The organism is Acinetobacter sp. YH12128 (assembly GCF_013418655.1).
Classification (GTDB): Bacteria; Pseudomonadota; Gammaproteobacteria; order Pseudomonadales; family Moraxellaceae; genus Acinetobacter; species Acinetobacter amyesii.
In genome coordinates this window covers 85,791-111,684 of record NZ_VPBO01000001.1, presented here as the reverse complement: position 1 = coordinate 111,684, position 25,894 = coordinate 85,791, and the positions used below count along the sequence as shown (strand labels likewise).

General features: G+C 40.2%; 28 protein-coding genes, 4 tRNA genes and 1 pseudogene. 8 read left to right on the top strand and 25 right to left on the bottom strand.

The annotated features are described in order from the left end of the window. Positions 1-217: 217 nt before the first annotated feature. The 6 genes from FTU64_RS00575 to FTU64_RS00550 all read right to left on the bottom strand — a co-directional run bounded on the left by FTU64_RS00575 (position 218) and on the right by FTU64_RS00550 (position 3,112). Positions 218-302, bottom strand: a tRNA-Leu gene (locus tag FTU64_RS00575). A gap of 72 nt (positions 303-374) precedes the next feature. Continuing rightward, positions 375-459: transfer RNA gene (locus tag FTU64_RS00570), tRNA-Leu, on the bottom strand. A 36-nt stretch (positions 460-495) separates the two neighbouring features. Further along, a tRNA-Trp gene (locus FTU64_RS00565) sits at positions 496-569 on the bottom strand. 37 nt (positions 570-606) lie between these two features. Further along, positions 607-691, bottom strand: a tRNA-Leu gene (locus FTU64_RS00560). A gap of 107 nt (positions 692-798) precedes the next feature. Further along, entirely contained in the window at positions 799-1,623 is an 825-nt protein-coding gene (locus FTU64_RS00555) for a protein kinase (protein WP_180059050.1), read from the bottom strand. Beyond that, on the bottom strand, positions 1,601-3,112 hold the full coding sequence (locus FTU64_RS00550) for a DUF3336 domain-containing protein (RefSeq protein WP_180059049.1): 1,512 nt from the start codon (positions 3,110-3,112) through the stop codon (positions 1,601-1,603). Before FTU64_RS00550 ends, FTU64_RS00555 begins: the two co-directional genes overlap by 23 nt. A gap of 189 nt (positions 3,113-3,301) precedes the next feature. Here FTU64_RS00550 and FTU64_RS00545 point away from each other — a divergent pair, with 189 nt between their 5' ends. Then, the gene (locus FTU64_RS00545; protein WP_180007302.1) at positions 3,302-4,180 is read left to right on the top strand and encodes an ATP-binding protein; all 879 of its coding nucleotides are present in this window, start codon (positions 3,302-3,304) and stop codon (positions 4,178-4,180) included. 153 nt (positions 4,181-4,333) lie between these two features. Here FTU64_RS00545 and FTU64_RS16270 read toward each other — a convergent pair whose 3' ends face one another. The 3 genes and pseudogenes from FTU64_RS16270 to tsaD form a co-directional block, all read right to left on the bottom strand. Then, positions 4,334-4,789: an esterase-like activity of phytase family protein gene (locus tag FTU64_RS16270; protein ID WP_257222159.1), complete on the bottom strand. Its 456-nt coding sequence runs from the start codon at positions 4,787-4,789 to the stop codon at positions 4,334-4,336. Beyond that, positions 4,780-5,664: pseudogene (locus FTU64_RS00540) on the bottom strand (esterase-like activity of phytase family protein). The gene FTU64_RS16270 and the pseudogene FTU64_RS00540 overlap by 10 nt, the downstream one beginning before the upstream one ends. Positions 5,665-5,790: 126 nt before the next feature. Further along, the gene (gene tsaD, locus FTU64_RS00535; RefSeq protein ID WP_180007303.1) at positions 5,791-6,807 is read right to left on the bottom strand and encodes a tRNA (adenosine(37)-N6)-threonylcarbamoyltransferase complex transferase subunit TsaD; all 1,017 of its coding nucleotides are present in this window, start codon (positions 6,805-6,807) and stop codon (positions 5,791-5,793) included. 146 nt (positions 6,808-6,953) lie between these two features. Here tsaD and rpsU point away from each other — a divergent pair, with 146 nt between their 5' ends. Further along, complete coding sequence (gene rpsU / locus FTU64_RS00530; RefSeq protein ID WP_001136722.1) at positions 6,954-7,169, top strand: 30S ribosomal protein S21; 216 nt, start codon at positions 6,954-6,956, stop codon at positions 7,167-7,169. 39 nt (positions 7,170-7,208) lie between these two features. Beyond that, positions 7,209-7,655: a GatB/YqeY domain-containing protein gene (locus tag FTU64_RS00525; RefSeq protein ID WP_078193617.1), complete on the top strand. Its 447-nt coding sequence runs from the start codon at positions 7,209-7,211 to the stop codon at positions 7,653-7,655. Between the two features lie 103 nt (positions 7,656-7,758). Here the strand turns inward: FTU64_RS00525 and FTU64_RS00520 are convergent, their stop codons facing one another. The 14 genes from FTU64_RS00520 to FTU64_RS00455 all read right to left on the bottom strand — a co-directional run bounded on the left by FTU64_RS00520 (position 7,759) and on the right by FTU64_RS00455 (position 21,314). Next, complete coding sequence (locus tag FTU64_RS00520) at positions 7,759-8,316, bottom strand: GNAT family N-acetyltransferase (RefSeq protein WP_180007304.1); 558 nt, start codon at positions 8,314-8,316, stop codon at positions 7,759-7,761. Between the two features lie 46 nt (positions 8,317-8,362). Further along, the gene (locus FTU64_RS00515) at positions 8,363-8,722 is read right to left on the bottom strand and encodes a hypothetical protein (protein ID WP_111885700.1); all 360 of its coding nucleotides are present in this window, start codon (positions 8,720-8,722) and stop codon (positions 8,363-8,365) included. 121 nt (positions 8,723-8,843) lie between these two features. Next, positions 8,844-10,283 (bottom strand): M48 family metalloprotease, encoded by a 1,440-nt coding sequence (locus tag FTU64_RS00510; RefSeq protein WP_078188859.1) that lies wholly within the window; start codon positions 10,281-10,283, stop codon positions 8,844-8,846. Positions 10,284-10,368: 85 nt separating this feature from the next. Continuing rightward, complete coding sequence (locus tag FTU64_RS00505; protein WP_180059048.1) at positions 10,369-11,340, bottom strand: D-glycerate dehydrogenase; 972 nt, start codon at positions 11,338-11,340, stop codon at positions 10,369-10,371. 20 nt (positions 11,341-11,360) lie between these two features. Beyond that, positions 11,361-12,008: a hypothetical protein gene (locus tag FTU64_RS00500; protein WP_180059047.1), complete on the bottom strand. Its 648-nt coding sequence runs from the start codon at positions 12,006-12,008 to the stop codon at positions 11,361-11,363. Positions 12,009-12,179: 171 nt separating this feature from the next. Next, positions 12,180-14,069 carry a M48 family metalloprotease gene (locus FTU64_RS00495; RefSeq protein ID WP_180059046.1) on the bottom strand — a complete coding sequence of 630 codons (1,890 nt, stop codon included), beginning with the start codon at positions 14,067-14,069 and terminating at the stop codon, positions 12,180-12,182. Positions 14,070-14,160: 91 nt separating this feature from the next. Then, positions 14,161-15,699, bottom strand: a complete 1,539-nt coding sequence (gene purF / locus FTU64_RS00490; RefSeq protein WP_078193623.1) for an amidophosphoribosyltransferase — start codon at positions 15,697-15,699, stop codon at positions 14,161-14,163. 24 nt (positions 15,700-15,723) lie between these two features. Next, on the bottom strand, positions 15,724-16,311 hold the full coding sequence (locus tag FTU64_RS00485) for a CvpA family protein (RefSeq protein WP_180059045.1): 588 nt from the start codon (positions 16,309-16,311) through the stop codon (positions 15,724-15,726). A gap of 5 nt (positions 16,312-16,316) precedes the next feature. Then, the gene (locus tag FTU64_RS00480) at positions 16,317-17,318 is read right to left on the bottom strand and encodes a quinone-dependent dihydroorotate dehydrogenase (protein ID WP_180059044.1); all 1,002 of its coding nucleotides are present in this window, start codon (positions 17,316-17,318) and stop codon (positions 16,317-16,319) included. Positions 17,319-17,408: 90 nt separating this feature from the next. After that, positions 17,409-17,888 (bottom strand): type II secretion system protein GspM, encoded by a 480-nt coding sequence (gene gspM / locus FTU64_RS00475; RefSeq protein ID WP_078188869.1) that lies wholly within the window; start codon positions 17,886-17,888, stop codon positions 17,409-17,411. Further along, a complete protein-coding gene (gene gspL / locus FTU64_RS00470; protein ID WP_180059043.1) occupies positions 17,888-19,027 on the bottom strand; it encodes a type II secretion system protein GspL in 1,140 nt (379 codons plus the stop codon). The genes gspM and gspL overlap by 1 nt, the downstream gene beginning before the upstream one ends. A 27-nt stretch (positions 19,028-19,054) precedes the next feature. Further along, the gene (locus FTU64_RS00465; RefSeq protein ID WP_180059042.1) at positions 19,055-19,510 is read right to left on the bottom strand and encodes a histidine phosphatase family protein; all 456 of its coding nucleotides are present in this window, start codon (positions 19,508-19,510) and stop codon (positions 19,055-19,057) included. A 79-nt stretch (positions 19,511-19,589) separates the two neighbouring features. After that, positions 19,590-20,663: an NAD(P)H-dependent glycerol-3-phosphate dehydrogenase gene (locus FTU64_RS00460; protein WP_180041318.1), complete on the bottom strand. Its 1,074-nt coding sequence runs from the start codon at positions 20,661-20,663 to the stop codon at positions 19,590-19,592. Positions 20,664-20,723: 60 nt separating this feature from the next. Beyond that, positions 20,724-21,314, bottom strand: a complete 591-nt coding sequence (locus tag FTU64_RS00455) for a nitroreductase family protein (RefSeq protein WP_171525909.1) — start codon at positions 21,312-21,314, stop codon at positions 20,724-20,726. 211 nt (positions 21,315-21,525) lie between these two features. On the opposite strand from FTU64_RS00455, the gene FTU64_RS00450 reads away from it, so the two are divergent. Then, positions 21,526-21,915, top strand: a complete 390-nt coding sequence (locus tag FTU64_RS00450; protein WP_078188876.1) for a hypothetical protein — start codon at positions 21,526-21,528, stop codon at positions 21,913-21,915. Between the two features lie 98 nt (positions 21,916-22,013). Here FTU64_RS00450 and rhlB read toward each other — a convergent pair whose 3' ends face one another. Both rhlB and FTU64_RS00440 read right to left on the bottom strand, forming a co-directional pair. Continuing rightward, positions 22,014-23,165 carry an ATP-dependent RNA helicase RhlB gene (rhlB, locus tag FTU64_RS00445; RefSeq protein WP_180003018.1) on the bottom strand — a complete coding sequence of 384 codons (1,152 nt, stop codon included), beginning with the start codon at positions 23,163-23,165 and terminating at the stop codon, positions 22,014-22,016. A gap of 99 nt (positions 23,166-23,264) precedes the next feature. Continuing rightward, positions 23,265-23,477 (bottom strand): cold-shock protein, encoded by a 213-nt coding sequence (locus FTU64_RS00440; RefSeq protein WP_005014923.1) that lies wholly within the window; start codon positions 23,475-23,477, stop codon positions 23,265-23,267. A gap of 415 nt (positions 23,478-23,892) precedes the next feature. On the opposite strand from FTU64_RS00440, the gene FTU64_RS00435 reads away from it, so the two are divergent. From FTU64_RS00435 to thiS, 4 genes are all read left to right on the top strand, one after another. Beyond that, a complete protein-coding gene (locus FTU64_RS00435; RefSeq protein ID WP_078189214.1) occupies positions 23,893-24,087 on the top strand; it encodes a sulfurtransferase TusA family protein in 195 nt (64 codons plus the stop codon). 143 nt (positions 24,088-24,230) lie between these two features. After that, on the top strand, positions 24,231-25,100 hold the full coding sequence (gene rpoH / locus FTU64_RS00430; protein ID WP_078188879.1) for an RNA polymerase sigma factor RpoH: 870 nt from the start codon (positions 24,231-24,233) through the stop codon (positions 25,098-25,100). Positions 25,101-25,271: 171 nt separating this feature from the next. Continuing rightward, the gene (locus FTU64_RS00425) at positions 25,272-25,637 is read left to right on the top strand and encodes a DUF423 domain-containing protein (protein ID WP_078188880.1); all 366 of its coding nucleotides are present in this window, start codon (positions 25,272-25,274) and stop codon (positions 25,635-25,637) included. Between the two features lie 57 nt (positions 25,638-25,694). After that, the gene (gene thiS / locus FTU64_RS00420) at positions 25,695-25,892 is read left to right on the top strand and encodes a sulfur carrier protein ThiS (protein WP_111885686.1); all 198 of its coding nucleotides are present in this window, start codon (positions 25,695-25,697) and stop codon (positions 25,890-25,892) included. The last annotated feature ends 2 nt before the right edge of the window (positions 25,893-25,894 follow it).

Below are 25,894 nucleotides of genomic sequence, written 5' to 3'. Positions count from 1 at the left end.
GGCTTTTTTTCACCTTTGTTTTACTGACTCATTTTTAACGAGATAAATTTCAGACAATAAAAAAGCAAGATTAGACATCTTGCTGTATCTCTTGGTTCATCATCTTTCATTAGATTTATTTCATTAGATTATGTTTTCAAAAAAACCACGTTTGAGACACTGATTTTTTCGAATTTCAAAAACAAAAAAGCAAGGTATAAAACCTTGCTTAATCTAATGGTGGGGACGGAGAGACTCGAACTCTCACACCTCGCGGCGCTGGAACCTAAATCCAGTGCGTCTACCAATTTCGCCACGTCCCCAACTCGGGTGCTGACAATGTCAGACTTTAATTTGTTTTAAAAACCTGTTTATTTGGCAACTTATAAATTAAGTGGTGGGGACGGAGAGACTCGAACTCTCACACCTCGCGGCGCTGGAACCTAAATCCAGTGCGTCTACCAATTTCGCCACGTCCCCAACAGGGTTGCTGACAATGTCAGACTTTTTAAAACTTGGCAGAGGATCAAGGATTCGAACCTTGACGAACGGTTTTGGAGACCGTCATGCTACCATTACACCAATCCTCTGTGACCTTCATTACCAAACTCATGTTTAGTAATTCAGTGGTGGGGACGGAGAGACTCGAACTCTCACACCTCGCGGCGCTGGAACCTAAATCCAGTGCGTCTACCAATTTCGCCACGTCCCCGATGGCTGTGTATATTATAGAGATCACCCCTACATGACAAGCCTTTTTTATAAAAAAGCATCTTGTTTGTTTAAATAAAAAACAATAGTGCTTTTTTTGTATTTTTCTTAAGCAAATTCAGCAACTAAGTCGCTTTTTAAGCGATAAAAATCCACCAATCTGTCATTTTTTTGCTTCATCAACATGTGTTGCAATAGCTGACTAAACCCTTGATATTGCATTGGCAGATCAAGCTTTAAGCGTTGGCAATGTAAATAGGCCCAATCTTGATAGTTTTTCGCCTCTAAACGCTGTGATGTCAGCCATTCCAAGAAAATAATCCCCAGCGCATAGATATCACTGTGCAAAGATTTCGCTTGTCCATGGAAAAGTTCTGGAGCCATATAACGTGGTGTCGCAGTTAAGGCATCTAACTGATCAAATTCTAAAGGTAACGCTTGCTCAAAATCGATGAGTCTGCACTGCCCTTGCCAATTCACAAAATGCTCTTGTTTTAAATCTGCATGTATCCAACCGTGCAAGCTTAATCGTTCAACCACATCGAGTGCTTGCCATAGCACTTGCCTCACCTGCGCAAGGCTCAAATTCGATGCAGGCTGTACGAACCAAGGCTCGGCATTCGGGAGTATTAATAGGCGATCAATAGACTCTTGCTGAATACTGAGATGCGACTGTTTTATCACTTGAAAAGGTAGCGTGATGCTGTTTTGTGTAGACGCTTGACTAAATAGTTGGTACAGCTCAATTTCACGACCAAAACTAGCTACATGTTCAGGACTGCTGTTACTGACTTGCGCCTTGAGCCAATAACGTTGTTGATTGAATTGAAATTGATATAGACGACGCCCAAAAACCAAACTTTTAGATTTGGTTTTTGGCTCATAAATGATTTGCGTTAAATCTGTGGATTTAAACCGCAATAAACTCTGCATGTCGTTGGCTGGGTTCATTTTGATAATTTAATAATTCCAAACAATGCTGAATGGTCTTACCGATACGGGCTTGCGTTTCGATTAATGAAATCTTCGGCCATGTGGCTCTTTCACCTTCACGTTGCAATACCTTAAACAGATAAGGTCGAGGATTTTGCAACATATAACTATAGTGTCTTAAGCCATATTTCCCCACAATATTGACATCACCATAGTAACGCTGATCCATCACGCCATAACCATGATCAAGCAAACGTCTAACAGGTGGAATACTTCCTGCGCGCTCACGGGCAAAATCCATAACCCCTTTACTAATCACCTTACCTTGACGACGAACGATCCGCTCAGGCCAACTCAACATGCTTTTACGAAAGCGTGCAGCATCATCCTGCATAAACGGCACAATATGCGGATTGACCTGACTGGCGATACTATAATTAATATTATATAGACGTGCCATTTTCTCCTGTGGGAAATCACTGCGCACACTACCATCTACCCAACGTGTTGCCGACATATATGGCGTAAATTGCCCGTCATAACGCTTACTTGTCAGTCGTACCGGTGGAAATAGAATGGGCACTGCACATGATGCCAGCACTGCACTCCATACCAACAAATCGGGTGATGTATAGGCATTCATAATTCTTGCATCTTGTGATGCATCATAAGGCGCAACTGCCACATTGATATGCAGACCAGATTGCTTATAGGCTTCGGAAAAAGTTAAGTCACCTAAGTTTTCAACCAAAAACTTTTTCAGATATTTTACATCCGCCAAGCCGCCATTACCCTGCACTAACTCAGTCAATTTCCGAAAGTGAAATGCCTCACTAAAGAAGTTTTGTCCGTTTAATAAATTGGTAAATTCTGACGGTTTAGATACACCCAACATCCCTGTCATAATGGCGCCAGCACTGGAACCTGACAAAACTTTTGGCATGAGGTCTTGTTCCATCAGCGCTTTACACACACCGGTATGAAACAAGCCTAAAGTTGAACCGCCGGAAAACATCAATACAGGTTGTCCATAGGCTTTTTGGCTTTGTTCAAAGAATTCAATTTTTTGTGCAGCATTGAGACAAACGCATTCTTCGGATGCGATAAATGCCAAACTTTGACTCACCTCATCAACATAGTCTTCAATAATTTTTTTGGTGCCGACGTAGGCTTCTGTAAACAGCAAGGGATGGGCAATATTGCCCACATCATAAGTTAAACCTTCACTTAAAATGTACATCAAATCTCGAGTACGTTTCTGAGCACGATATCGTCTCAGTAACCCTAAACGATGAGTAATAATTTCTGCATCAAAATACGGTGAACTATTATCGAATTTCCATTCTTGCGCACCCGATTCTTCATCTATTTTAAGTGCGATATCTTTCCATTCTTCATAACATTCAGCACGGTCGAGCTGACGCTTTAATTTTTTTATCCGATATGCCTGATGTGGATTAATACTTTTTGAAAACTCTGTAAACAACATGACTATCCCTCAGCACATTTTAAACTGTTCACTCGGCTAGATTTATAACAACTTTTTGGTTGTTCGAATAGCGCAGATCTGCCAGAACAATCATTTAACTTTGACATATTTCAGCAATTATAACTGCATTATTGATGTACACTGCTGTCATATACTAACCAACAACAAGACACGACAAGCTGACTTATCATGGCTACAATTGATTTACCTGACAACATCCTTCAATCGCTATCTACTGTACTCTTACAACTACAGCACAGTTTGCCTGAGCTTAAACAAGCACCCGATTTTTCGAGTATCGCGTTTAAATGGCAAGATAAACAGCTTAAAGCCATTCAACAGCCCAAAGTCATGTATTTAGAAGATTTAAAAGGAATTGAACGTCAAAAAGAAAAAGTGATTCAAAACACTTTACAGTTTTTAAAAGGCTTACCTGCCAATGATGTTTTACTCACTGGCTCTCGTGGTACAGGTAAATCATCCATCGTCCGTGCTCTGCTCACCCATTATGCAGACCAAGGTTTACGTTTAATTGAAATTGAGCGTGATGATTTATCTGATTTGCCAGAAATTCAAAAGTTAATTGAAAATCGTCCTGAAAAATTTATCGTATATTGTGATGATTTGGCATTCAATGCTGAAGATGAAAACTATCGCAGTTTAAAAAGTGTTTTAGATGGTTCATTACAGTCAGGTTCAAGTAATTTTATAATTTATGCTACCAGCAACCGTCGTCATTTATTACCTGAATTCATGCATGAAAATACACCTGTAACTAAGGTAGATGTTCCTCAATATACTGAGCTCCATCCACAAGAAGCGATCGAAGAAAAAATATCCCTTTCTGACCGTTTTGGGCTTTGGCTCTCGTTCTACCCAATGGATCAAAATTTATATCTCGAAATTGTGGAACACTATCTTGCCAAGGCTGATTTAGCCATGACCAGCGAAGTTCGTGCTGAAGCCTTAAGATGGTGTCAGTCTCGTGGGCAGCGTTCAGGCCGTGCTGCTTATCAGTTTTCAAAGCATTGGATTGGGTCTGAAAATCTAAAGGCTTTGGAAAAATAACGTCTACAATATTTTTATGATCTGAAAATATAAGTTCTGCAAAGCAAGTCAGACAATTTCAGCTAAAAGCAGCCACATCCTCGTTGGCTGCTTTTAAATGCTAATAAACTCTTGATTGAACCAATTGCTTGAAAATCATTAAGAACACACCACTTATGGCGCTAAATTGAGTTGACCAATCACATATAAGGTATTGCAATCAATCACACTTTTCTCCGCATCAAGGTATTTTTGCTCCAAGATCCCATCCGTTTCTGTAAAACCATAATCATCATCATTTATAATTGCCAAATGCTGTTCATCAATCACCCTCAAGCCTTCAACTTTATCGTGTGGATAATGTAAAGTTTCGACTAAATCGACAACTAAGCTCTTTGCCACAGGCAAAATATTTAACTTTTTGAGTGCTTCCCAACCATCATTAAGCAGATATTGTTCAAGTGTTTGCCCATCAATGAGCAATCCTAAAGATTCATTTTGCTGAAAATGATCACTTAGTTGAACTTTTTCTAGGTTTGTCGCCGCATCGAGATATATTTTATAGATTCGTTTAAAAGCGTTTGAATTATCTTTATAAAAATCATCATCACGTTCAGCGACTAAAAGCATGTCTCACTCAGCGCAACAATAGCTGTATTTGAGTTTGACCTAAGTTCTTGCCGATATAAATATTGTGCAATTGACCCATCGTCTAAATTGACCACCACAATACGAACCAAGTCTGACGTTGTGACTGATGAATCTGGATTACTCATCGTCGACTGCATGATGCCGACCAATTTTTTTTGATCTGGTGTAATCGTCAAACCTTCCATCCCTCGATTTTGCTTACGATTGGCAAATGCATTTGGAAGAAAATAACCCGACTTGCAACGCTCATCTTATTTGTATGCATTAATACGGTCTATTTCCACGCCTTCGCTATTAAAATGAACGAGATGAGGCCCATATTCATCACTCACCCAAAATGTGCCATCTTTTAATGCAACCAAACCCTCAGAATCTAAGCCATATTCATCTGTGCCAATTGCTAAAACCACACCATTTTGATCATAAGCCACTTCTTTTGTTGCACCGAAATGCTGATTTGGCAAACCTGTTATAGGTCTCCCAGTTGGATCTTTGAGTAATATTTCTTTCAATTTTTTAATCGATCCATCGAGCTGCAATTCAAAAAGTCTGATTTTTGGCGTATAGCTTGGATCTAAGAATATCTTGCCTTTATCTCCATTCACATCATAGGTTGTATTCGGACCTCGATCCGTAAGAGCATAAAATTGATATTTTTGAGTGGGATGTGAGAAAATTTCCGACCCAAAACCTCCACAATGAATTTCAATAAAATGGTCTTGTTTTGCCCCATCTGGAATATTGTGGATATCCAAAGTTTCATAGGGTAAAGAAACACCTTTATAAAATTTCTTTAGGTCAATATGACTTTGATTTGGTTTTGATTGATCCAAAGCTTCATTATTTTTTGTCATTATTTCACATGGCTCTAATTATTTATTGAGCCATCATATCCACAATATTGTTCTAAAACCACAGTCTCTTTTTTGAAACACACAATAAAAAAAAGAGGCTAATTTAGCCTCCTTTTTAAACGATTTTTACGCTTCGTTTGGATTACCTAATTCCGTCATCGGCCAACGCGGTGTAGTCGTAACAGACAAACCATCATGCTGGCCCGCTTTAAGACGCTGATAACCAGCAAATGCAATCATTGCGCCATTATCTGTACACAGTGCAGGTTCTGCATAAAACACATTTGCACGGATTTTTGCCAAATCAGCTTCTAAGCGCTCACGTAAACACTTGTTTGCACTTACACCACCGGCAATAACTAAACGTTTTAAACCAGTTTGTTTTAAGGCTTTCACTGATTTTTTCACCAATGTATCAACCAACGCTTCTTGGAAAGATGCAGCGATATCCGCCTCACGACCTTCGCCTTCAACTTTTTTCAATTGAACTGAAACGGCAGTTTTTAAACCACTAAATGAAAAATCTAAACCTTGGTGTAGCATTGGACGTGGAAATTCAAAGGCATTGATGTCGCCATTGATCGCCAATTTCGAAATATTTGGACCACCTGGGTATGGTAGACCCATCATTTTAGCGACTTTATCGAATGCCTCACCTGCTGCATCATCAATCGACTCACCCAATAATTCATATTGACCAATTCCATAAGCAGCCATCAATTGAGTATGTCCCCCAGAGACTAAAAGTGCCACAAATGGAAATTCTGGTGGAGTTTTAGACAACAGCGGCGCCAACATATGACCTTCCATATGATGTACACCAATTGCAGGTTTATTCAGTGCAAATGCCAACGTACGACCAAACAATGCGCCTGTCATTAATGCACCCATCAAGCCCGGCCCGCGAGTATATGCAATGGCATCAATTTCTGATTTATCAACTTTACTTTCTTCAAGCAGTTGTTTTAATAACGGAATTAACTTACGCACATGGTCACGTGAAGCTAATTCAGGTACCACACCACCATATTCTGCATGCAGTTTGATTTGGCTATACAATACTTGTCCGCGTAATCCTTGCTCACTATCGTAGAGTGCGAGTCCTGTTTCATCACACGAAGTTTCCAAGCCTAAAACGATCATTAAACTGCCTTTTGCCCATTTCAAAATATTGCGAAACCTATTATAGACTTGTGATATGAGATGTAAATGAGTAAAATACTGACCTTCACTTGTGATCAAGGGTAATTCGACCCGAGATCTTATCCATAACTTAATGAGGATTCTTCATGCCACAAGTTAAATTGAAAGAAGGCGAACCAGTAGACGTAGCTATCCGTCGTTTCAAACGTTCATGCGAAAAAGCGGGTGTTCTTGCTGACGTTCGTAAACGTGAATTCTACGAAAAACCAACTCAAGAACGTAAACGTAAAAAAGCTGCTGCTGTTAAACGCTACCAAAAGAAATTGGCTCGCGAATCAGTACGTACTACTCGCCTTTACTAAGATTAATTTGTGATTGATTGACTAACCTGGACAAGATAAATGACTACTTTAAAAAACCAAATAACTGAAGTTTTAAAAGCCGCTATGCGTGCTAAAGAAATGGACAAGTTAACGGTAATACGTAGTCTACAGGCAGCAATCAAGCAAATCGAAGTCGATGAGCGCATAGAGCTTGACGATAAGCAAGTTCTTGCGGTCATTGAAAAGCAAATCAAACAACGCAAAGAATCGGTTAAAGCCTTTTTAGGTGCAAATCGAGATGATTTAGCTAGTAAGGAACAAGCCGAGATTGAGGTGTTATCTCAATTTCTACCAGAAGCTATGACTGAGGAAGAACTTGATTCCATCATTGCGCAAACAATTACTGCGCAAGAAGCTACTAGCATGAAAGATATGGGTAAGGTGATGAACTCTCTACGTCCGCTCATAGCCGGACGTGCCGATCCTGCACAAGTTTCAGCTAAAATTAAAGCGAAACTCTCTTAATCTTTCATCTATATTGTTTGATTTGGTCTATTTAAGTACGCTGATGACTTAAATAGCCAAATTATCCAAATTCAAATTTATTCATCATTTATAATTTTCTTTCTTATCTAACGATTTCATACTTACAAATATCTCGCCAACTTCCATCTACTGGATTTTGAATTGCAGCTTGTTCGATTTCAATCAATTTAAAATTTGCTCGTTCACATAGACGTCGTGCTTGCTTGTTTTCTACATCTACAAAAGCGTTTAATTGCTGAAATCCTAGATCATTCAATAATTGATCCACAAATAACTGCAAAGCTTCTGTCATCAAACCCTGCCCTTTAAATTCAACATTTCCCCAAAACCCAACGTTAGCTTGGTTTTCCATCCAATTGATTTGATGAATATCCATGACACCTAGAAAGTTATGCGACTGTTGCTCACGAATCACATAAACAAAATTTTCCTGATTTAACGCAGCCAACACTCTCGAATCACAAAATGCCAATGAAGCATCTAAATTAGGTTCTTGTAAGGACCAAGCCAAACTTGCAGGAAACATTCGTAAGGTCTCTATACTTTGACAGATCGCTTCATAAAGTGCTTTTGCATCGTGACGCTGAATCAACTGAAGCGTGATTCTGCCATGACTTATATCAAAATCATCGAGTTTCATTTTTTTCAGTTTCTCGCAATGATTTAAAATGTTTGTAAAACCAATTTTAATTTAGGGCACACTGCACATTATATTTTTTTAATAATTGCATCTCTTTTGATGCGATCACCTGCTGAATCACATCCTGCTTATTCATATTACGGTACTCACGATCTAAAAATGCACGATTTTCGTCTGCAGCACGATAAAGATCATTCACATAAGTCTGAACAATACCGCAGTATTTCACTTGCTGGTCTGCTTTAAATCCCTGTTGCTGCGGGTCTAACTGACTAAAAAATTGGCGTACATCAGTTTTATATTTTTCGTTAATATCATTCACAGCAATCACATATTGTTCTGCGCTAGCTGCTGCAATATTCGTTGCTAAGCCCAACAGACAGGCCGCCAAAATCATATTTTTCATTTGTAAGTTCTTAATCATAAACTTTTTACATCCAGCTAGTTTACACTGATTAATCTAAACCACTAAAACTACAATTTGCACTTTATAATCGACATAGATAAGTACATCACATTTGAAATCTTTATATTTTTAATTTCCGTTCATTTTGCATTTCGTCCACACGCTGCTTGATTTTCGCAGAAAGACTTTTCGAGTCTTTGGCGATGCGCTGCGCCTGTAGCAAAGATTTAATCGCGCGTTCTTCATCCCCACCCCAATACTCTACTTCAGCTCGATATCGCAGCACATTGACCGAACGGAAGCTTGCATCTTTGTCTGCATCAGCCATTTGCAACATCAGTCGCCAACCACTCAAGTCACGTGGATTTGCTTGTAAAAATCGCTGTAGAATCAGTTGTGCCTGGGCATATTCTTTGTTTCGAATCAAAGCCTCTGCATATTTATAATTTAATGCCCGATTTTCAGGCATGATGATTGCCGAACTTTTCACAGCGTTCACAGCATCGGCTGTTTTGTTTTGACCCAACAGCACATCGGTCTGTAAAATAGTAAAAAGTGCATGCGATGCATTTTGTTTTGCTGCTTCATTTAATAACTTTTGGGCAGCACTAAAGTCACCTTGTTTAATATGCAAGCTCACCAAAGCCAACTCAGCTGCATAATTCTTTTGCGCCACCATCGCATTTAATTGCAATTCGGTTGCCTGACCCGACAGTACTCGACTATACCAACGCAGAATTTCAAAATCTTGATCAACCAAACTGGTTTTAACTTGAGGCAACTGATTGGCACGTAAGCGCGCCTCGCTCATACGTTCCGTGGTTAAAGGATGTGTCAACCAAAAATCAGGCAGAAAGCTCACTCGACTCGTAGAGCGATGCATCACTTCAAAAAAGTCAGCCATGCTTTGCGGATTGTATCCTGCACGGTACATATACTGCATCCCGATGCGGTCTGCTTCACGTTCTTGATTGCGGCTATAGGTTAGCTGTTTATCCATCAAAGCGGCTTGTGAACCCATCATTACAGCCGCACCGACATCACCATCTGCCTGTGAGGCCACCAAGGCGCCGACCAAGATACCGGCTAGGGACAATAAACCTTGCCCTTTAAAAGCTTCTTGTGAACGACTGTAATGACGTTGTGAGACATGTGCAATTTCATGTGCCATCACCCCTGCCACTTCATCCATATTACGTGCTGAATTAATTAATCCCGCATTTAATGCAAACAAGCCACCTGGTACAGCAAAAGCATTAATTTGTGGATCATTAATTAATAACAATCCGACCGGTTGGTTGAGTTGGGTTTGGCTCAAAATATGCGTAAAGACAGATAAAAGACGATCTTCCATCCACGGATTTTCAGTCACAGGAAGTTGACGATGCACCTCACGATACACCTTCTCGCCAATGGCACGCTCTTTTTGTTGATCCAACAAGCCGACGCCACTACCTATTTCAGGCACAGAAAATTGTGGGGATGAACTAAAATCTACGGACTGCGTCTGCGCCAATGTCGAACAAAGCCCGAGACCACATGCCAGTAAAATCTTTTTCAAGGTCTATTCTCTAAATTTCATATTCGTACTTCATCGAATATAGCATTGAATTTTGGTGAATTATGGAGAAAACTGTTGTGATTGTTTATTCAAATTTTGGATTGACCACATAGCGTGGCGCGCGTTCATGTACCAAAACATCCACTAAATTTTGATAAGCCAACTCTGCCATACGTTTACGGGTTGCCGCTGTTGCTGAACCTACATGGGGTAATGTCACGACATTGGCTAATGTAAATAATGGGGATTCTTGAAGTGGCTCTTGCTCATACACATCTAAGCCTGCTGCAAAAATTTGACCACGACTTAATGCATCGATTAAAGCGGCTTCATCAATCACTGAACCGCGTGAAATATTGACCAATACCGCATGCGATTGCATAAAGGCCAACTCACGTTCACCAATTAAAGCTTTCGATTCTGCATTTAAATCCACTGCAACGACCACAAAGTCAGCACGTTGCAACAAATCATCCAAATCGCAATATTGCGCTGATAAAAATTCAGCCAATTCAATTTTTTCTCGGCGATTATGATAGAGCACATTCATATTAAAGCCGTAGCGAGCACGACGCCCAATTGCTGCGCCAATATGTCCTAAGCCAATAATTCCGATGGTTTTAGCAAAGACATCCATGCCAAATTGCTCAGGACCAACTGTACGCTTCCACTGCCCTTGTTTGGTCCATTGATCCAATACAGGCACTTTACGTGCTGCACTCATCAATAAGGTAAATGCTAAATCTGCTGTAGTTTCCGTCAATACATGCGGAGTATGGCACAACCAGATATTTTTTTGATTTAAAAATGCTAAATCATAGTTGTCATAACCGACACTTACACTTGAGATGACTTTTAATTGTGATGCATGCGCTAAATTTGAGGCATTCAACAAACGTCCCGCACCAATCATGGCGTCAGCATCTTTTGAATGCTCAAGAATTTGCTGATTCACATCGCCCAATTTAGGACTAATTTGGAAAACTTTAAATTGCTGTTCTAAACGTTGGATTATTTCTTGATCTATTTGACTAAAAACCACTACTTTTTTTTGCATAAATTTTCCATTTACGTCATTTAAGTATTTTGTCCTGCCTTATTTTGCATAAATTGCCATAGGCGTTTTTTCAATAAAGGCTGTTCAATCATTTGCTGTAAAGATGCCAATGGATACACCTTCGCATGCTCTAAATGCGGAATATCGCCTAGACAAATGACATTTTTATCCAAGCTCATCGCATCGATAAAACCCTGTACATAAGATGCTGCACCACGACCATCTTGCAAATTCACCCAGCCAAAAGGCCACTGTAAAGCAAAGAAATCGGCACTGACTGCGCGCTGAATATTGCTCCACAAAACTTGCTGCTCTGCCGTTAATTCTGTGGCATTAATGACAATGACACAGTGCATTAAACAGATGGCTTCTAAGTTAAACGAAGGTATTTGAACAATTGGACGAACTTCAACAGGCTCAACAACCTTTAGTTCATCTTTAGGTGCTTCTACAGGTTGATTTACAACAACATCAACGTTGTTTTTAAGCTCAGTCTGTGATGAAACAGGCGTTGGCTGAGGCTCATTTTTGAGTAGAATTTCAGAGACTATTTCAGGAGCCGCCTGATCTCGCCAAATATTTGAGCTAAATTGCTGACACGGAGCCGCCTGAGGAATCCATACATCAATTCCCATTGCCGCCATTATGCTTCGCTGATGCCCAATCATGCTTTCATTTTCACCTATTCAAGGCTTGATATTCTAACGGGATTCACACTTTTTTGCTGAACTTTTATAAAGCAATTAGACCACTCTATTTCTTTAAAGATTTAGTAGAATCGCTCAAGCTACTTTTGATTCCCCCCACAATCTATTCATAAATCAAGCAGCTATAAACAATTATACGATCATTAAACTATTTTTCTTTTGCATTAATTCAACCATTTCAGCCGATTCAAATCCAATACGCCAATATAGCAACTGCAAAACATCCAACTCATCTTGCGTGATAATTCGATCATTCCATAGACATACTTCTGCAACCCCAAGGATGCTTAAACGCTCACGCAGCAACAATCCTGAAATATCATTTAGGATTTCAGCCAAGTCTATTGGCTCATCAGAAATATCACGATAAAACTCTAGTTCTTCTTTCGTTAAGATTCGATTGAGGATTTTTTCACGTACTTCGAGCTGGTTATCACTGTTAATTTGTTGCACATGCAACAAGGCATCAATCAAACGCACAATACTCGGTTTTACATCTTCTAATGATGTAGGTGTATGTGCAGGCAAAAGATTTAACTCATATTTGACTGTTTCAAGTAGCAAGGCATCGAGTAGACCAATTTCACCATCTTCTTGAATAATCTTAGCAAGCTTGGTTAAGAACTGCCGAGAAATCGTCGCAGGCATGGTGCCAATATTTTTACATGCTTCATGAAAAATTGAGATATGCACACGACCATCAAGATTCAATAAGGCATCTACAATCGCACGACTCACCTCAGCTTCAGTCGGAATAAACTCTCGGTACTGACGAATCATTAAAATCGCAACCATGACCTCACGCGAACCCGTTGCTGTTTGTAAGGCACGTTGGATCAATTCAGGTCTTTGCCAATTTTCACGAATCTCGGGGTTCAACGGTTTAATTGCATCTCTTATCGCAAAACTAATCGGTGATAAGCGCAGTAAAGGCAATGGTTGTGGCGAATTCCATGGTGTTGCAACATCTGGATTAGCTTCTTCCAGTGAACGGAATAAATAAAATAGCGGTTGGTTTCGCAGTTTTTTTAAATTTTCTAGTTGTAAATCATGAATGAGCGCTGGATTTAATTCAAAAATGCGCTGTTCAATACTCGGATGAATATTCATCCAGTTTTGCGGACTGAGTGAGTTTGCAAAACACATATGAGAAATCGATTCCGCATATTCACTATGAATTTGCGAACCTGAATGATGCACATAAATCCTTAATAAGGTTTGAATATTGGCATCATTTTGAATCAGACGTTTGGTTTTCTGATCATTGCGATAGGTTCGAGAACCCAAAGAGATATATTTAATAAAGCGGGAAATCAAAACACCCAAGCTTCCGATCAACCAAATGACCGCGCCAATCGCTACAAAGAGGGTTTCAAACTTATTGTCCCGTGCTTGTCCATTTTTATAGAAACCACGTTTTGCAATTTTACTACCCCACTGACTAAAGGTCGTCAAACCGCTATATAAGATTTTCAAACGGGTATTTTCCGCAGCTTCCCCTGACAAGATTTTATTAAATTCATGGCTCAGCAAACCATACATTTCCATCTCATCTAAGGTTTGTAATGCACCCCAGGTTAAAATGATCGATGTATCTCGAGGGCTAAAACCTGCGGTGAGTGCATTTACACCCACTTCATCGGGTAAGACATAAAGTGCAGGAGTATCGATTAGAAAGGTATCTGCCAGCTGCTCAGTCATACGCAGTGCAACACTTTCTTCAGGAATACTTTCTATCAGACTCAGACGACGCGCACCCAACTGTTTTGCAAGTGAATAGCCGCCTAAGCGAAAGGTGTAAAAATCATAGAGAACTGAAACCAACATAATCAGCAGCACAGCAGCCACTAAAAATGGGCTAAGTACATGCCAATAAATAGACTGAGTGGAATCATAATAATCCACAATTAAACCAACAATTACATTAATAATTGCGACGGTCAAAAACACTGCCGCCATACACATGGTGACAGGCCAAAACATATTTTTGTTTTTTATAAAATCATAACCCACACGTCTCAATGTAATACCCTTAAGCTACATTGTCTTTTGTTTGCTCATCATAAATGAAAAAAGCGGGAAATTCCCGCTTTTTCAGTGTGTTTTCAGCAGATTATTCTTCGCGAACACCTGTTAAATCCACAGAAGCTGCATCAATGTTAACATCGATATAAGCTGGCTTTTCATTTTTTGCAGAGTCATTACGCTTACGCTCTAATGCTGCCAAATATTCAGCATCAATACCGCCTGCCACATATTTACCATCAAATACCGAGCAATCAAAGTCTTGTAACTCAGGGACTTTCTTGGTGCGTACTGCAGATTTCAGATCTTCCAAGTCTTGGAAAATCAAGCGATCAGCACCAATAATTTCACGGATTTCTTCAACGCTACGTTCTGACGCAATCAGTTCAGATTTGGCTGGCATATCGATACCGTACACGTTTGGATATTTCACCATCGGTGCAGCAGACGCAAAGAATACTTTTTTCGCACCCGCGTCACGCGCCATTTGAATGATTTCGTTACAAGTCGTACCACGTACAATCGAGTCATCGACCAATAGTACGTTTTTGCCTTGGAACTCTAGCTCTACAGGGTTTAGCTTTTGACGCACAGATTTCTTACGAAGTTGCTGACCCGGCATAATGAAGGTACGACCGATATAACGGTTCTTCATGAAGCCTTCACGGAATTTCACACCTAAGGTATTTGCAAGCTCGAGCGCAGAAGTACGTGAAGTATCAGGAATTGGGATCACGACATCGATATCGTGCTCATCACCCCATTCACGTAGAATTTTCTGAGCAAGTTTTTCGCCCATTTTCAAACGTGCTTTGTAAACTGAAATACCATCAATAGTCGCATCTGGACGCGCAAAATATACGTATTCAAAGATACAAGGACGATATTCAGGGGCTACTGCACACTGCTTGGTCGACATCACGCCATCAGCAGTAATATAAATTGCTTCACCCGGTGCAATATCACGCTCAACCTTAAAGCCGAGCGCTGTAATTGCGACAGATTCAGACGCAATGATATATTCCATACCATTTTCAGTCTCACGCGAACCGTAGATCAATGGGCGAATACCATTTGGATCACGGAAACCAACAAGGCCCTGACCGGTGATCATAGCAACAACCGCATAACCACCTTTGCAACGTTCATGCACACGTGAAACCACGTGGAATACATCTTCAGCGCTTGGTGTAAGTTTTGCGCGTTTTTGCAATTCGTGAGCAAATACGTTTAATAATACTTCTGAGTCTGAATCGGTGTTCATATGACGTAAGTCAGTCTTGAACAAGTCATCATGAATTTCAGCAGCATTGGTTAAGTTACCGTTATGTGCAAGCGTAATGCCATAAGGTGAGTTTACATAGAATGGCTGAGCTTCAGCACTGCTAGAAGAACCCGCAGTTGGGTAACGAACATGGCCAATACCATAATTACCCTGTAATGCACGCATATGACGTGTGTGGAACACATCACGTACCATACCCGTATCTTTACGCAGGAATAAACGACCATCCTGACAAGTTACGATCCCGGCTGCATCCTGTCCACGATGTTGTAACATCGTTAACGCATCAAACAACATTTGGTTAACAGGTGATTTACCAGCTATACCAACTACTCCACACATAGCAACCTCGCAGACAAGCTAGGGTTAATAAAAAGGATTATTTGTTGACTCATCCGATCCAGAACGTCCGTGCCTGTTCTGCGACTCAGATGGGAGGTCTGAAGATTTCTGAGCATCTTCAGACTGAATATGATGAAGTGCTTGATTTGCAGCATCTTTGGACAATTCGGTTGCCCAAGGCGCATATGGCAATAATGACTGAACCATTTTAGATTGTTTCCAATGTGGTGAACTTTCTACCCAAGGACCTAGCCCCTGCATAGTGATCAGCACCACCAACAATCCTTTTAAGCTTCCAAAAACACCACCTGCCAGTCGATTTAACGGACCGAGCTTTAATGTTTTCAAAATACTGTTCAATAACCATGTCGCGACCCAAGTCATGACTACAATCAACAATACAATAAATGCGAACGCGGCAATCTTCTGTACCACTGGATCTGTACTTAAAGATGTCATCGAAGGTGCAAGGACGGTTGCATACTTTGCCGCAATGACAAGTGCAAGAATCCATCCAATGAAGTTCGCAAAGGCTTTTACAAATCCTTGACGCAAACCGTTAAGCCCTCCAATGAGCAAAATAATCAGTATAAAGATATCAATGGTATTCATGATATTTACAATGCGTCTACGCAGTCTTTTACAAGTGTCGGACCTGTATATATGAGGCCACTATACACTTGTACAAGGCTAGCTCCTGCTTTTTGTTTCGCAACAGCATCCGCGCCCGACAAAATACCACCTACACCGATCAATGGAATTTGACCGTTTAATACTTTAGCAAAAGCCGCCAAACATGCCGTACTTTTTTCAAAGACTGGCGCACCGGATAGACCACCTGCTTCATCACCATATGGAAGGCCTTCAACACCTTCACGTGACAAAGTCGTATTGGTAACAATCAGACCATCAATTTTAAATTTTAACAATTGTTGGGCAATAAAATTAATGTCTTCTGGTTCTAGATCTGGTGCAACTTTAAGTACTAAGGGTACATAATGTTGATTTTCATCCGCCAACTCGAGTTGACGTTTCTTGAGTGTCTCTAACAGTTCAGTCAAAGCATCACCGCTTTGTAAGCTGCGAAGATTTTTAGTGTTAGGAGATGAAATATTAACCGTAATATAAGAAGCGTAGTTATAAACTTTTTCTAGACAAATCAGATAATCATCAACTGCTTTTTCAACAGGTGTAACTGCATTTTTACCGATATTGATCCCAAGTACACCCTTAAATTTTGCAGCTTTGACATTTTCGATCAGCTGATCCACGCCATCGTTGTTAAAACCCATACGGTTAATAATGGCTTTTGCTTTCGGTAAACGAAATAAACGAGGTTCAGGGTTACCTAATTGTGGAAGTGGGGTAATTGTACCAATTTCAATAAAGCCGAAGCCCTGGCTCGCCAGCGCATCGATATAAGCACCGTTTTTATCAAGACCGGCTGCTAAACCAACTGGATTAGGAAATTCGATTCCCATACATGTCACTGGTTTAGACGCCACGTTTTGACGCATCATTCCCATCTTGTGAGAAGATTTCAACAGCGATAATGTCAGCTCATGTGCACGCTCTGGTGCTAAAGTAAACAACAAAGGGCGGGCTAGAGAATACAACATATCTATAAAAGTCTACTGCTTTTTAAGTCGGCATATTATAGGCACAGCACAAATAAAACACCATGCTTAGCAGATCTTTATTTTTACCGATTATTGCACACTCGCTGTTAATTTGACCTGTCCCGCTTCAGAACTTAATTCCATCTTTTCAATACTTAAGCCCATTTGAACCAATTGCGTCAAAAAATTGGCCAGAATTGCATAATTTTCATGCATCACTGCAATCTGTATTTGCTCACCGACTTGTTGCGATGCTACTGACAAGCCCTGTTGTTGCGATACACGCTGAACTTTTTCCAACGCGCTCAGTTGTGTATCACCTGCTGGTTTCATCGTGACGGCATTACTTTGCATCCAAACAACAGTATCTTTGAGTTCATTCACGCGCTTTTGTTGAAAATTTGCAGCTTTGTTCATATAAAACAGTGCCGAACCAATCGCTGCCACTACAACAAAAATCGTGGTAAAGATCACCATGACTCGTTCACGAGTAGAAAGTTGGTCTAAATAATCAGTGATGCGCTCAATTTGCCCATCTATTCGTTGCTGTAAGTTTTCCATTTTTGTCATTATTGTATTTTCACCAATCCAATCGCGCCGTTGGCACTTGGTTGAATATTCCCTAATTCAACCTTAAAACCTTGTTGTTTTAATTGATTGGTTAGGGTTTGTAGTACTTCTGCCGAATTGGCTTTTAGCTCCATATTCAACATCGAGGCTTCATAGCTGACACGATTTGCAGAAATTTGGTTTTGCATTAAAACTGGCCCGACACGGCTCAGTAAAGACAAAGCCTGCGCATTGCCTGTTTGACTCTGACGCAATTGTGATTCGAACTGGCTTTTCAGCGTTTGTTCAGTCACAGGATAGCTTTGACCAAACCAATATTTAAACTGATCAATCGCTTGTGACGCAGTGATATTTGCCACTTTTTTGTATTGATACCAACGAACTGCATCATAGCTAAACTGTGTAATTAAAGCCGCAACCAAAACTGCTGCACATGCTTTCCAATAACCACTCACACCCGTATTGGCTTTGGCTTTCGGCAAAACATTCAGTGGATGTTGTTTCGGTTTTTTTATATTGGGTAGTTCATAATGAAAAGATTCAATGTAATCATGCGTTACAGCGGCTTCAAGACTATGCGTCTGATCTGAACTTAGATTTGAAATCTTATAGTTCGGCTGACCAATTTGATAATCTAAATACAATGCCAAATCATCAACAGACTGACCGACATATTCATTATTTCGGACCAATAAATGACCGCTGACATTTGCCAAAACATGTTGCCCTGATTCTGGACTTGGTAAGACCAAAAAGTCTGGTAATAATGAAATAACTTTTACAGGAATTAGCGTCAAAGCATGCTGCATCGTTTCGACTGCACTATGTGCAATCCCCATGACCGTTAATTCATCTGGACTTTGAAAATGATGCAATACTTTCATTGCATCCAAAGGCAAAATGACATATTCCTCAAGTAAATATTTTACGCCGTCTGGGCCAAGTTTTTTATATTGGTTTTTTGGAAAATTTTGCTGAATGATTTGTACATCACGACTCGGAAAGAAAACAACCGCTTCCTTTCCCGCATGTGGCTGAATTTCCTGAATCAACTGTTCAAGTGTCGATGACTGCTTCCAGAAATCCCCTTCTGACCATTGCCAAACCCCATTGGCTTCGGGCATCCATAAATACAACATTAATTTTTCTGCCGTTTTAATTGGTTTTTATGTTGATGGTATAAACGTTTTAATTTGAGTTGATAACCCTGGAGCAATGACCGCTTGTTCATAAATGCGCGCTTCTGCCAAAGCATAGGGATTAAAATATTCTGAGACCAAAACACTGGCCATATGTGCCACAACGTTCATATGGCACACCACCACAATAGACTCATACGGTAAATGTGACAACCATTCCACTGCAACTTTGGCATCATCTTCCGGTTTGATGGCATTACAAATAACCACAGGTACATGTGGAAAATGTTTTTGCAAAAATGAAAGTGTTTGCTGCGCACGCAGTAACGGACTCACCACAAAAACGTCTGGTTGAATTAAATCTTTCAAATATGCTGCAGTTTCTTCCGCTTGAGTTTGTCCACGCGCTGTTAAAGGACGCTTTTCATCATTCCCCATTACAGGTGGAGCAGCTTCGCCATGCCTAACCAATGTCAGTTGCATAAAATTTCCTTATTCTATTCCGCACATTATATACAGCCAGTATGACAAAGCTATGTGTATTGCATATTAATCAGCAAACTTAAACTTGCTGATGTGGCAAGACAAATTCAACGTCACTGCGATGTCCATTTTTCATCAATGACAAAGCAATGTTCAGGGCCGGCGCACCTTCAAAAATCACTTCATACAATGCACTGGTAATTGGCATATATACACCCAACTCCTCAGAGCGTGCGCGTACTTGCACAATAGTATTAATCCCTTCCGCAGTTTGTCCTAGTTCTTTGGTCGCTTGTTCTAAGCTTTTACCACTGCCGAGTGCAAAACCGACTTGGTAATTACGACTGAGCGGACTACTACAAGTTGCAAATAAATCACCGACACCAGATAAACCTAGGAATGTTAATGGGTTTGCGCCTAATTTCACTGCAAAGCGGCTCATTTCTGCCAAAGCACGTGTCAAAATCATACTCTTGGTATTTTCACCGACACCATAAGCTGCAGCTAAACCCATCGCGACTGCATAGATATTTTTCAGTGCACCGCCCAATTCCACACCATGCACATCATCACTTGCAAACACACGGAACAAAGCACTGTGTAGCGCTTGTTGAACTGCATAACGAACCAGTTCAGATTGGCTTGCAATCACAGTCCCCGCAGGTTGTCCCGCAACAATTTCCTTCGCCAAGTTTGGCCCTGAAAGCACACCATAAGGGACTTCAGGAAGTTCTTCACGAATAATATCGCTCATAAAACTAAAGGTATTGGCTTCAATACCTTTGGTCAAAGACACCACTGCTTGTGACGTGATAAAAGGTTTGATCTGCTGTAAAACACTACGGAAAGAATGGCTCGGAATAGCCACTAAAATAATGTCACGATTACATACTGCTTTTTCTAAATCTGAAACAGCGAGCAACCCAGCTTCTAATTGAAAATCTGGCAAGTAACGTTTATTGATATGTGTTGCATTGATATCCGCAGCCGCCGCCTCATCACGAATCCATATCATGGTGTCACAGCCATTACGTACTGCGGTATTGGCCATCGCAGTACCAAAACTCCCGCCACCCAATACCGTAACACGCAGTGCAGTTTTTTGGTCAACTGACACAGGGCTAACAAGACTTGCAAAATCAAGTTCTGACATTGTTCTTTTATCCTAATTTCTTTACTGATCGATCTTGTTCAATCGAACTATTTTTCACTTTTATTGGTTTGCTTTATGCCAATGGCTTACAAAGTCAGCAGACTGTATTTCAGCACGCGGTGGAATTGCTTTCACTGCTGTACCGATATAAATAATGCCTGAAATCAAATCGTTTTCCGTTAAGCCTAAGGCTTGTTTAAACAATTTAGATTCAACCACCGCCCCACTACGCCACATGGTTGAAAAGCCCTGTGCTTGTAAAGAGAGCAAAAAGTTTTGTACTGCTGCGCCTGAACTTAAAATTTGTTCGAAATGCGGAACTTTGGGATGATCTTGTAATTGAGTTAAAGCCAAAACCAAGAGTGGCGCACGAAATGGATGGTGTTTCACACGTTCCAACTGCGCTTCTTCTGTTTGTCCAGTATCGGCTAAGGCATGTGAAAGTAATTCACCAAATGCTTCACGTTCAGTTTCAGGAATAATCACGAAACGCGTAGGCTTAAGACGATGATGATCTGGCGCCGTTAAAGCGGCTTGAAACGCATTTTCCAATTGCTCAGCATTCGGCGCAGGTTCAATTAAATGACCAATCGACTGACGCTGATGAATATTTTGATGAACTGTATCAACTGCTGATTTTAGAATTGACATCTATACACTGTACTTTAAAACGTTTGCTCAAGATTAGCATATTCTCAATAACTTACTCTAGAATGTTTACATCAGACTCGGTGCTTATTTGTTAAGTCAGCTTTATTCACAGATTTACTATAAAAAATCGCATAACTTGTACAGCAGTTCCCTGTTCTATAAGAAATTTTATGTTCAAATAAATCAAATTGTTTCTAACTCGGGGCACCGCATGAAAAAATTCAACAAAACTGTTGCCATTGTTAGCACGCTAAGCGCAACTGTGCTTTTAGCTGCATGTACATCTACGCCAACAAAATCTTTAGCGATTCAAAAACCGAATAATCAATATGAAGTGACTGCCGTAGGTAAAACCAGTTTAGCGGCAAAAAATAATGCAATTGCAGCAGCAAATAGTACCTGTGGTAAAAATGCGACCCCTGTTGTCGTGGATGAAAAGCAAGAATACAACGGTGTTTTAAAAGGCGTGGTCGATGAAAAGACAGGTCAAATGATTCAGGCTGCGGCTGGCGTACTTGGCACCATTACAGGAAATAGCGGTAGCATCAGCAAGGATGATGATTACCAAACTGTACTAACCTTTAGTTGCCGTGCAAACTAAAACGTTAGTCTGTGATTTTGTTTTGTCATTAACTCAAAATGAAATAGTCGACATGAAATAAAAAAGCCTGCAAATCTGCAGGCTATTTAGAAGCAAAATTAGCAATAACCGTCTAAACGGGTTAAAGGTAATTTTTGACCAATGGCTTTTTCAATTTCAGGCAGTGAAAAAGCATCATCTTCAGACAAGAAACTAATACTCACACCACGAGTACCCGCACGACCTGTACGACCGATACGGTGTACATAATCATCAGACTGTTCAGGAAGTGTGAAGTTCACTACATGAGAAACACCATCGACATGGATACCACGACCCGCAACGTCTGTTGCAATCATGATGTTATGTTGACCATTTTTGAACTGATCAAGCATTTTCAAACGTTTATCTTGAGCGATTTCACCTGACAACATCACCACTTTATAACCATCTTTTTTGAGGTGATCATAAAGTTTACGCACTTGATCACGACGGTTGGCAAAGATCATGACCTTTTCAATTGGTTCATCACGTAAGATGTCTTCCAATAATTTATATTTATCAGACTTCGCCACCATGTAGACACGTTGCTCTACATCTGCATTGGTTTTTTTCTCAGGTTCAATTTCAACAGTTACTGGTTCAAACAACCATTGCTGTGCCAAATTTAAAACGTCATAACTAAATGTTGCAGAGAACATCAAAGTTTGTCGTTGTTCTTTACGTGGTGAAAAGCGCACGATACGTTTCACTGAAGGAATAAAGCCCATATCTAAAAGACGGTCAGCTTCATCGATCACTAAAAATTCAATTTGATCGAGCCAAACTTCTTTTTGTTCCACAAAGTCAATTAAGCGACCTGGGGTTGCAACCATAATGTCGACAAAATTACGATTTAATAGATTTTTTTGCTTATCAAAATCTACCCCACCGAGCAAAGTCATGACATTGAGATCAGTGTATTTCACTAATTCTTTTGCATCACTTTCAATTTGCAAAGCAAGTTCGCGCGTAGGTGCAAGAATCAATGCACGCGGTTCACCACGATAACGCTGTTCCTTAATTGGATTATTCAACAAGTCATTGATCACACTGACCAAGAAAGCAGCTGTCTTCCCTGTACCAGTTTGAGCACGACCAATAGCGTCATGTCCAGCCAATGTAAATTTTAAAACCTTTTGCTGAATAGGCGTCATATCCTTAAAACCTAAAGCATCAATGGCTTTTTTAAGGTTCGGATGTAAATTTAAGGTTTCAAAACCTGATGACATATAGATGTGCCCTAATTGAATAATCACAAAATTGCTGAAGCATTATAAACAAAAAACGCCCCAATTTACATTGGAGCGTTTTTGAGTACATTCAGACGATTAGTCTAAAGGTTGTACTTCTTCAGCTTGGAAGCCTTTTTGACCTTTAACAACGCTGAATTCTACGCGTTGGCCGTCACGAAGTGAACGGTGGCCTTCGCCCATAATTGCGCGGAAATGAACGAATACGTCGTCGCCGCCGTTACGTTGAATAAAGCCAAAGCCTTTAGTGTCGTTGAACCATTTAACAACGCCTTGTTCACGAGCTGTCATAAGTTAATCCTTATCGTATTTAAAAAAGAAGGACCACCCGGTGTTGCAAACAGCAGACCAAACAAGGTTAAAAAAAATATTTTTATTTCTAAGCTTGTAATCATTCTGTAAAACTATCAACAAAATCCCGGTTACATCCAAATATATCAAGAGTTAAGAGGCTTCACAGCCAACAAAAATCTTAACAACGCAACGAGCTTAACACGGGTTTACCGCAATTAATAGATTTTTTTGATCTATTTTCCTTTTGAATATTCTTATTTTTTCACATCGTTTGAGTTATAAATCACAAAGGATTTTTACCTATTTTAGGTTGGGATTTGGCACTGTATTTGCTAATATTTCCATTGAAATGTAAACATGTTGGATCTGCTTCGTGAGTGACAGCCAAAATTCGCTTTTAACTGTAGATGCAATGGGTAAACCCTGCCCGATGCCACTATTGATGCTCAAAAAAGCTTTAAAGAAAAGTCCAGACCAATCTTTATTGTTAAAGTCATCCGATCCGCACAGCCAACAAGATGTATCACGATACTGTCAAATACATCAGTTAAACTGTGAAATGCGCAAAATTTCCGATTCTGAGTTTCATTACTTAATTGAATCTTAAAAAGATTCAGCTAAACTAAATTGCTTCATAATTGAATAAAAGTTTACATTTCTATACCCAATTTTCCATAATTTACGGAAATATTGGATTAAGATGAATCTTAGTTATTGGGCTTACCCATTTTTAGTTCTCAAGGAGAAAACATGAGTGACAGCAGCAATCAATTGATGCCCCTGTCATTATCGGCACCTGGGGTGAATCTTGGTGCTTATATTAGTACTGTTAATCAGATTCCAATTTTATCGGCCGAACAAGAAAAAGAGCTGGCCGAGCGTTATTATTACGACCAAGATTTAGACGCAGCTAAAATGCTGGTGATGTCGCATCTTCGTTTTGTTGTGCATATCGCACGTAGCTATGCAGGCTACGGCTTGCCACAAGGTGACCTGATTCAAGAAGGTAACTTGGGCTTAATGAAAGCGGTAAAACGTTTTGACCCAAATATGGGCGTACGTCTCGTATCTTTTGCTGTGCATTGGATTAAAGCAGAAATTCATGAATATGTGATTCGTAACTGGCGTATTGTCAAAATTGCGACCACTAAAGCACAGCGTAAATTATTCTTTAATTTACGTAGCTTAAAAAAGTCGTCTAAAAAATTAACTTTGGCTGAAGCACAGTCAATTGCCAATGACTTAAATGTGACACCCGAACAAGTCTTGGAAATGGAAGGCCGTTTAACCGCTTATGATGCTGCGTTTGAAGCTCAAGGTGATGATGACGATGAAGGTTCGACCCATGTCGCTCCTGCCCTTTATCTCGAAGATAACCGTTACGACCCTGCGCGTTTAGCGGAAGATGAAGACTACGAAGAACAAAGTACTTCAGCTTTACATGAAGCCATGGATCAGCTGGATGATCGTTCACGTAACATCTTACAACGTCGTTGGTTAGATGACGAAAAGTCGACGCTACATGAATTGGCGGCGGAATATAATGTATCTGCTGAACGTATTCGTCAGTTGGAAAAAAATGCGATGGAAAAAATTAAAGTCGCAATGTCTTCAAACTAAGTTGAAGGCTTTTCCCAGTCATACTAAAAAAGAGCATTTCGATGCTCTTTTTTTTATGCCTGAATATTGTCGAATGACAAACTGCAACACAAAAACTTTGGGCATTTTTGCTTTAACCCAAGGTACTAAATATGCTATGGTTATGCGCAAATTTTGTTAAGGTGAATGCACATGTGGATTGCCATTTCCGCACTTAACTTAGCTTTTGCTGTGATGCTTGGTGCCTTTGGTGCACACGGATTAAAAGCGCGCGCGACTGAAGCCCAATTGGCTTGGTGGCAAACTGCAACGGACTATTTCTTTTATCATGCACTGGGCTTACTTGCCCTCGCGATCTTATCCAAAGTCATTCCCCAACTTCCAATAAAAGCCAGTTTCCTGCTTATACAAATTGGTATTTTCTTCTTCTGTGGTTCTTTATATGTGATGGCTCTAGGCTTACCACGCGGTCTCGGTGCAATTACCCCGATTGGTGGAGCGCTGATGATTGCTGGATGGCTCATATTGGCATGGAATGCGTTTAAATACGCAAAATAATCAACAGCAGATATTGGCCTTACTCAATAGGCAAGGCAGCAAGAACGGAATCCACAAATGCAAATCTATTTAAATGGCGAAGCTACACAAACCGAATGTGTCAACCTCTTGCAATTGGTTCAACAATTACAACTGGAAGGCAAACGCTTTGCTGTTGAAAAAAATGAAATGATCATCTCGAAAAGTAAATTGGAACAAACCCCAATTGCAGAGCAAGATCATATTGAAATTATTCATGCCGTAGGTGGCGGCTAAAA

Excerpts from the sequence above, each read along its gene's own strand:
- FTU64_RS00555 (WP_180059050.1), bottom strand. The coding sequence starts at position 1,623 with ATGCAGAGTTTATTGCGGTTTAAATCCACAGATTTAACGCAAATCATT.
- FTU64_RS00435 (WP_078189214.1), top strand. The coding sequence starts at position 23,893 with ATGGGTAAACCCTGCCCGATGCCACTATTGATGCTCAAAAAAGCTTTA.
- FTU64_RS16270 (WP_257222159.1), bottom strand. The coding sequence starts at position 4,789 with ATGCTTTTAGTCGCTGAACGTGATGATGATTTTTATAAAGATAATTCA.
- gspL (WP_180059043.1), bottom strand. The coding sequence starts at position 19,027 with ATGTTGTATTTATGGATGCCCGAAGCCAATGGGGTTTGGCAATGGTCA.
- FTU64_RS00465 (WP_180059042.1), bottom strand. The coding sequence starts at position 19,510 with ATGCAACTGACATTGGTTAGGCATGGCGAAGCTGCTCCACCTGTAATG.
- FTU64_RS00515 (WP_111885700.1), bottom strand. The coding sequence starts at position 8,722 with ATGAAAAATATGATTTTGGCGGCCTGTCTGTTGGGCTTAGCAACGAAT.
- FTU64_RS00455 (WP_171525909.1), bottom strand. The coding sequence starts at position 21,314 with ATGTCAATTCTAAAATCAGCAGTTGATACAGTTCATCAAAATATTCAT.
- thiS (WP_111885686.1), top strand. The coding sequence starts at position 25,695 with ATGCAAATCTATTTAAATGGCGAAGCTACACAAACCGAATGTGTCAAC.
- FTU64_RS00505 (WP_180059048.1), bottom strand. The coding sequence starts at position 11,340 with ATGCAAAAAAAAGTAGTGGTTTTTAGTCAAATAGATCAAGAAATAATC.
- rhlB (WP_180003018.1), bottom strand. The coding sequence starts at position 23,165 with ATGTCATCAGGTTTTGAAACCTTAAATTTACATCCGAACCTTAAAAAA.
- FTU64_RS00460 (WP_180041318.1), bottom strand. The coding sequence starts at position 20,663 with ATGTCAGAACTTGATTTTGCAAGTCTTGTTAGCCCTGTGTCAGTTGAC.
- FTU64_RS00500 (WP_180059047.1), bottom strand. The coding sequence starts at position 12,008 with ATGATTGGGCATCAGCGAAGCATAATGGCGGCAATGGGAATTGATGTA.
- rpsU (WP_001136722.1), top strand. The coding sequence starts at position 6,954 with ATGCCACAAGTTAAATTGAAAGAAGGCGAACCAGTAGACGTAGCTATC.
- FTU64_RS00545 (WP_180007302.1), top strand. The coding sequence starts at position 3,302 with ATGGCTACAATTGATTTACCTGACAACATCCTTCAATCGCTATCTACT.
- FTU64_RS00480 (WP_180059044.1), bottom strand. The coding sequence starts at position 17,318 with ATGTTGTATTCTCTAGCCCGCCCTTTGTTGTTTACTTTAGCACCAGAG.
- FTU64_RS00440 (WP_005014923.1), bottom strand. The coding sequence starts at position 23,477 with ATGACAGCTCGTGAACAAGGCGTTGTTAAATGGTTCAACGACACTAAA.
- purF (WP_078193623.1), bottom strand. The coding sequence starts at position 15,699 with ATGTGTGGAGTAGTTGGTATAGCTGGTAAATCACCTGTTAACCAAATG.
- FTU64_RS00525 (WP_078193617.1), top strand. The coding sequence starts at position 7,209 with ATGACTACTTTAAAAAACCAAATAACTGAAGTTTTAAAAGCCGCTATG.
- tsaD (WP_180007303.1), bottom strand. The coding sequence starts at position 6,807 with ATGATCGTTTTAGGCTTGGAAACTTCGTGTGATGAAACAGGACTCGCA.
- gspM (WP_078188869.1), bottom strand. The coding sequence starts at position 17,888 with ATGACAAAAATGGAAAACTTACAGCAACGAATAGATGGGCAAATTGAG.
- FTU64_RS00520 (WP_180007304.1), bottom strand. The coding sequence starts at position 8,316 with ATGAAACTCGATGATTTTGATATAAGTCATGGCAGAATCACGCTTCAG.
- FTU64_RS00550 (WP_180059049.1), bottom strand. The coding sequence starts at position 3,112 with ATGTTGTTTACAGAGTTTTCAAAAAGTATTAATCCACATCAGGCATAT.
- rpoH (WP_078188879.1), top strand. The coding sequence starts at position 24,231 with ATGAGTGACAGCAGCAATCAATTGATGCCCCTGTCATTATCGGCACCT.
- FTU64_RS00425 (WP_078188880.1), top strand. The coding sequence starts at position 25,272 with ATGTGGATTGCCATTTCCGCACTTAACTTAGCTTTTGCTGTGATGCTT.
- FTU64_RS00450 (WP_078188876.1), top strand. The coding sequence starts at position 21,526 with ATGAAAAAATTCAACAAAACTGTTGCCATTGTTAGCACGCTAAGCGCA.
- FTU64_RS00485 (WP_180059045.1), bottom strand. The coding sequence starts at position 16,311 with ATGAATACCATTGATATCTTTATACTGATTATTTTGCTCATTGGAGGG.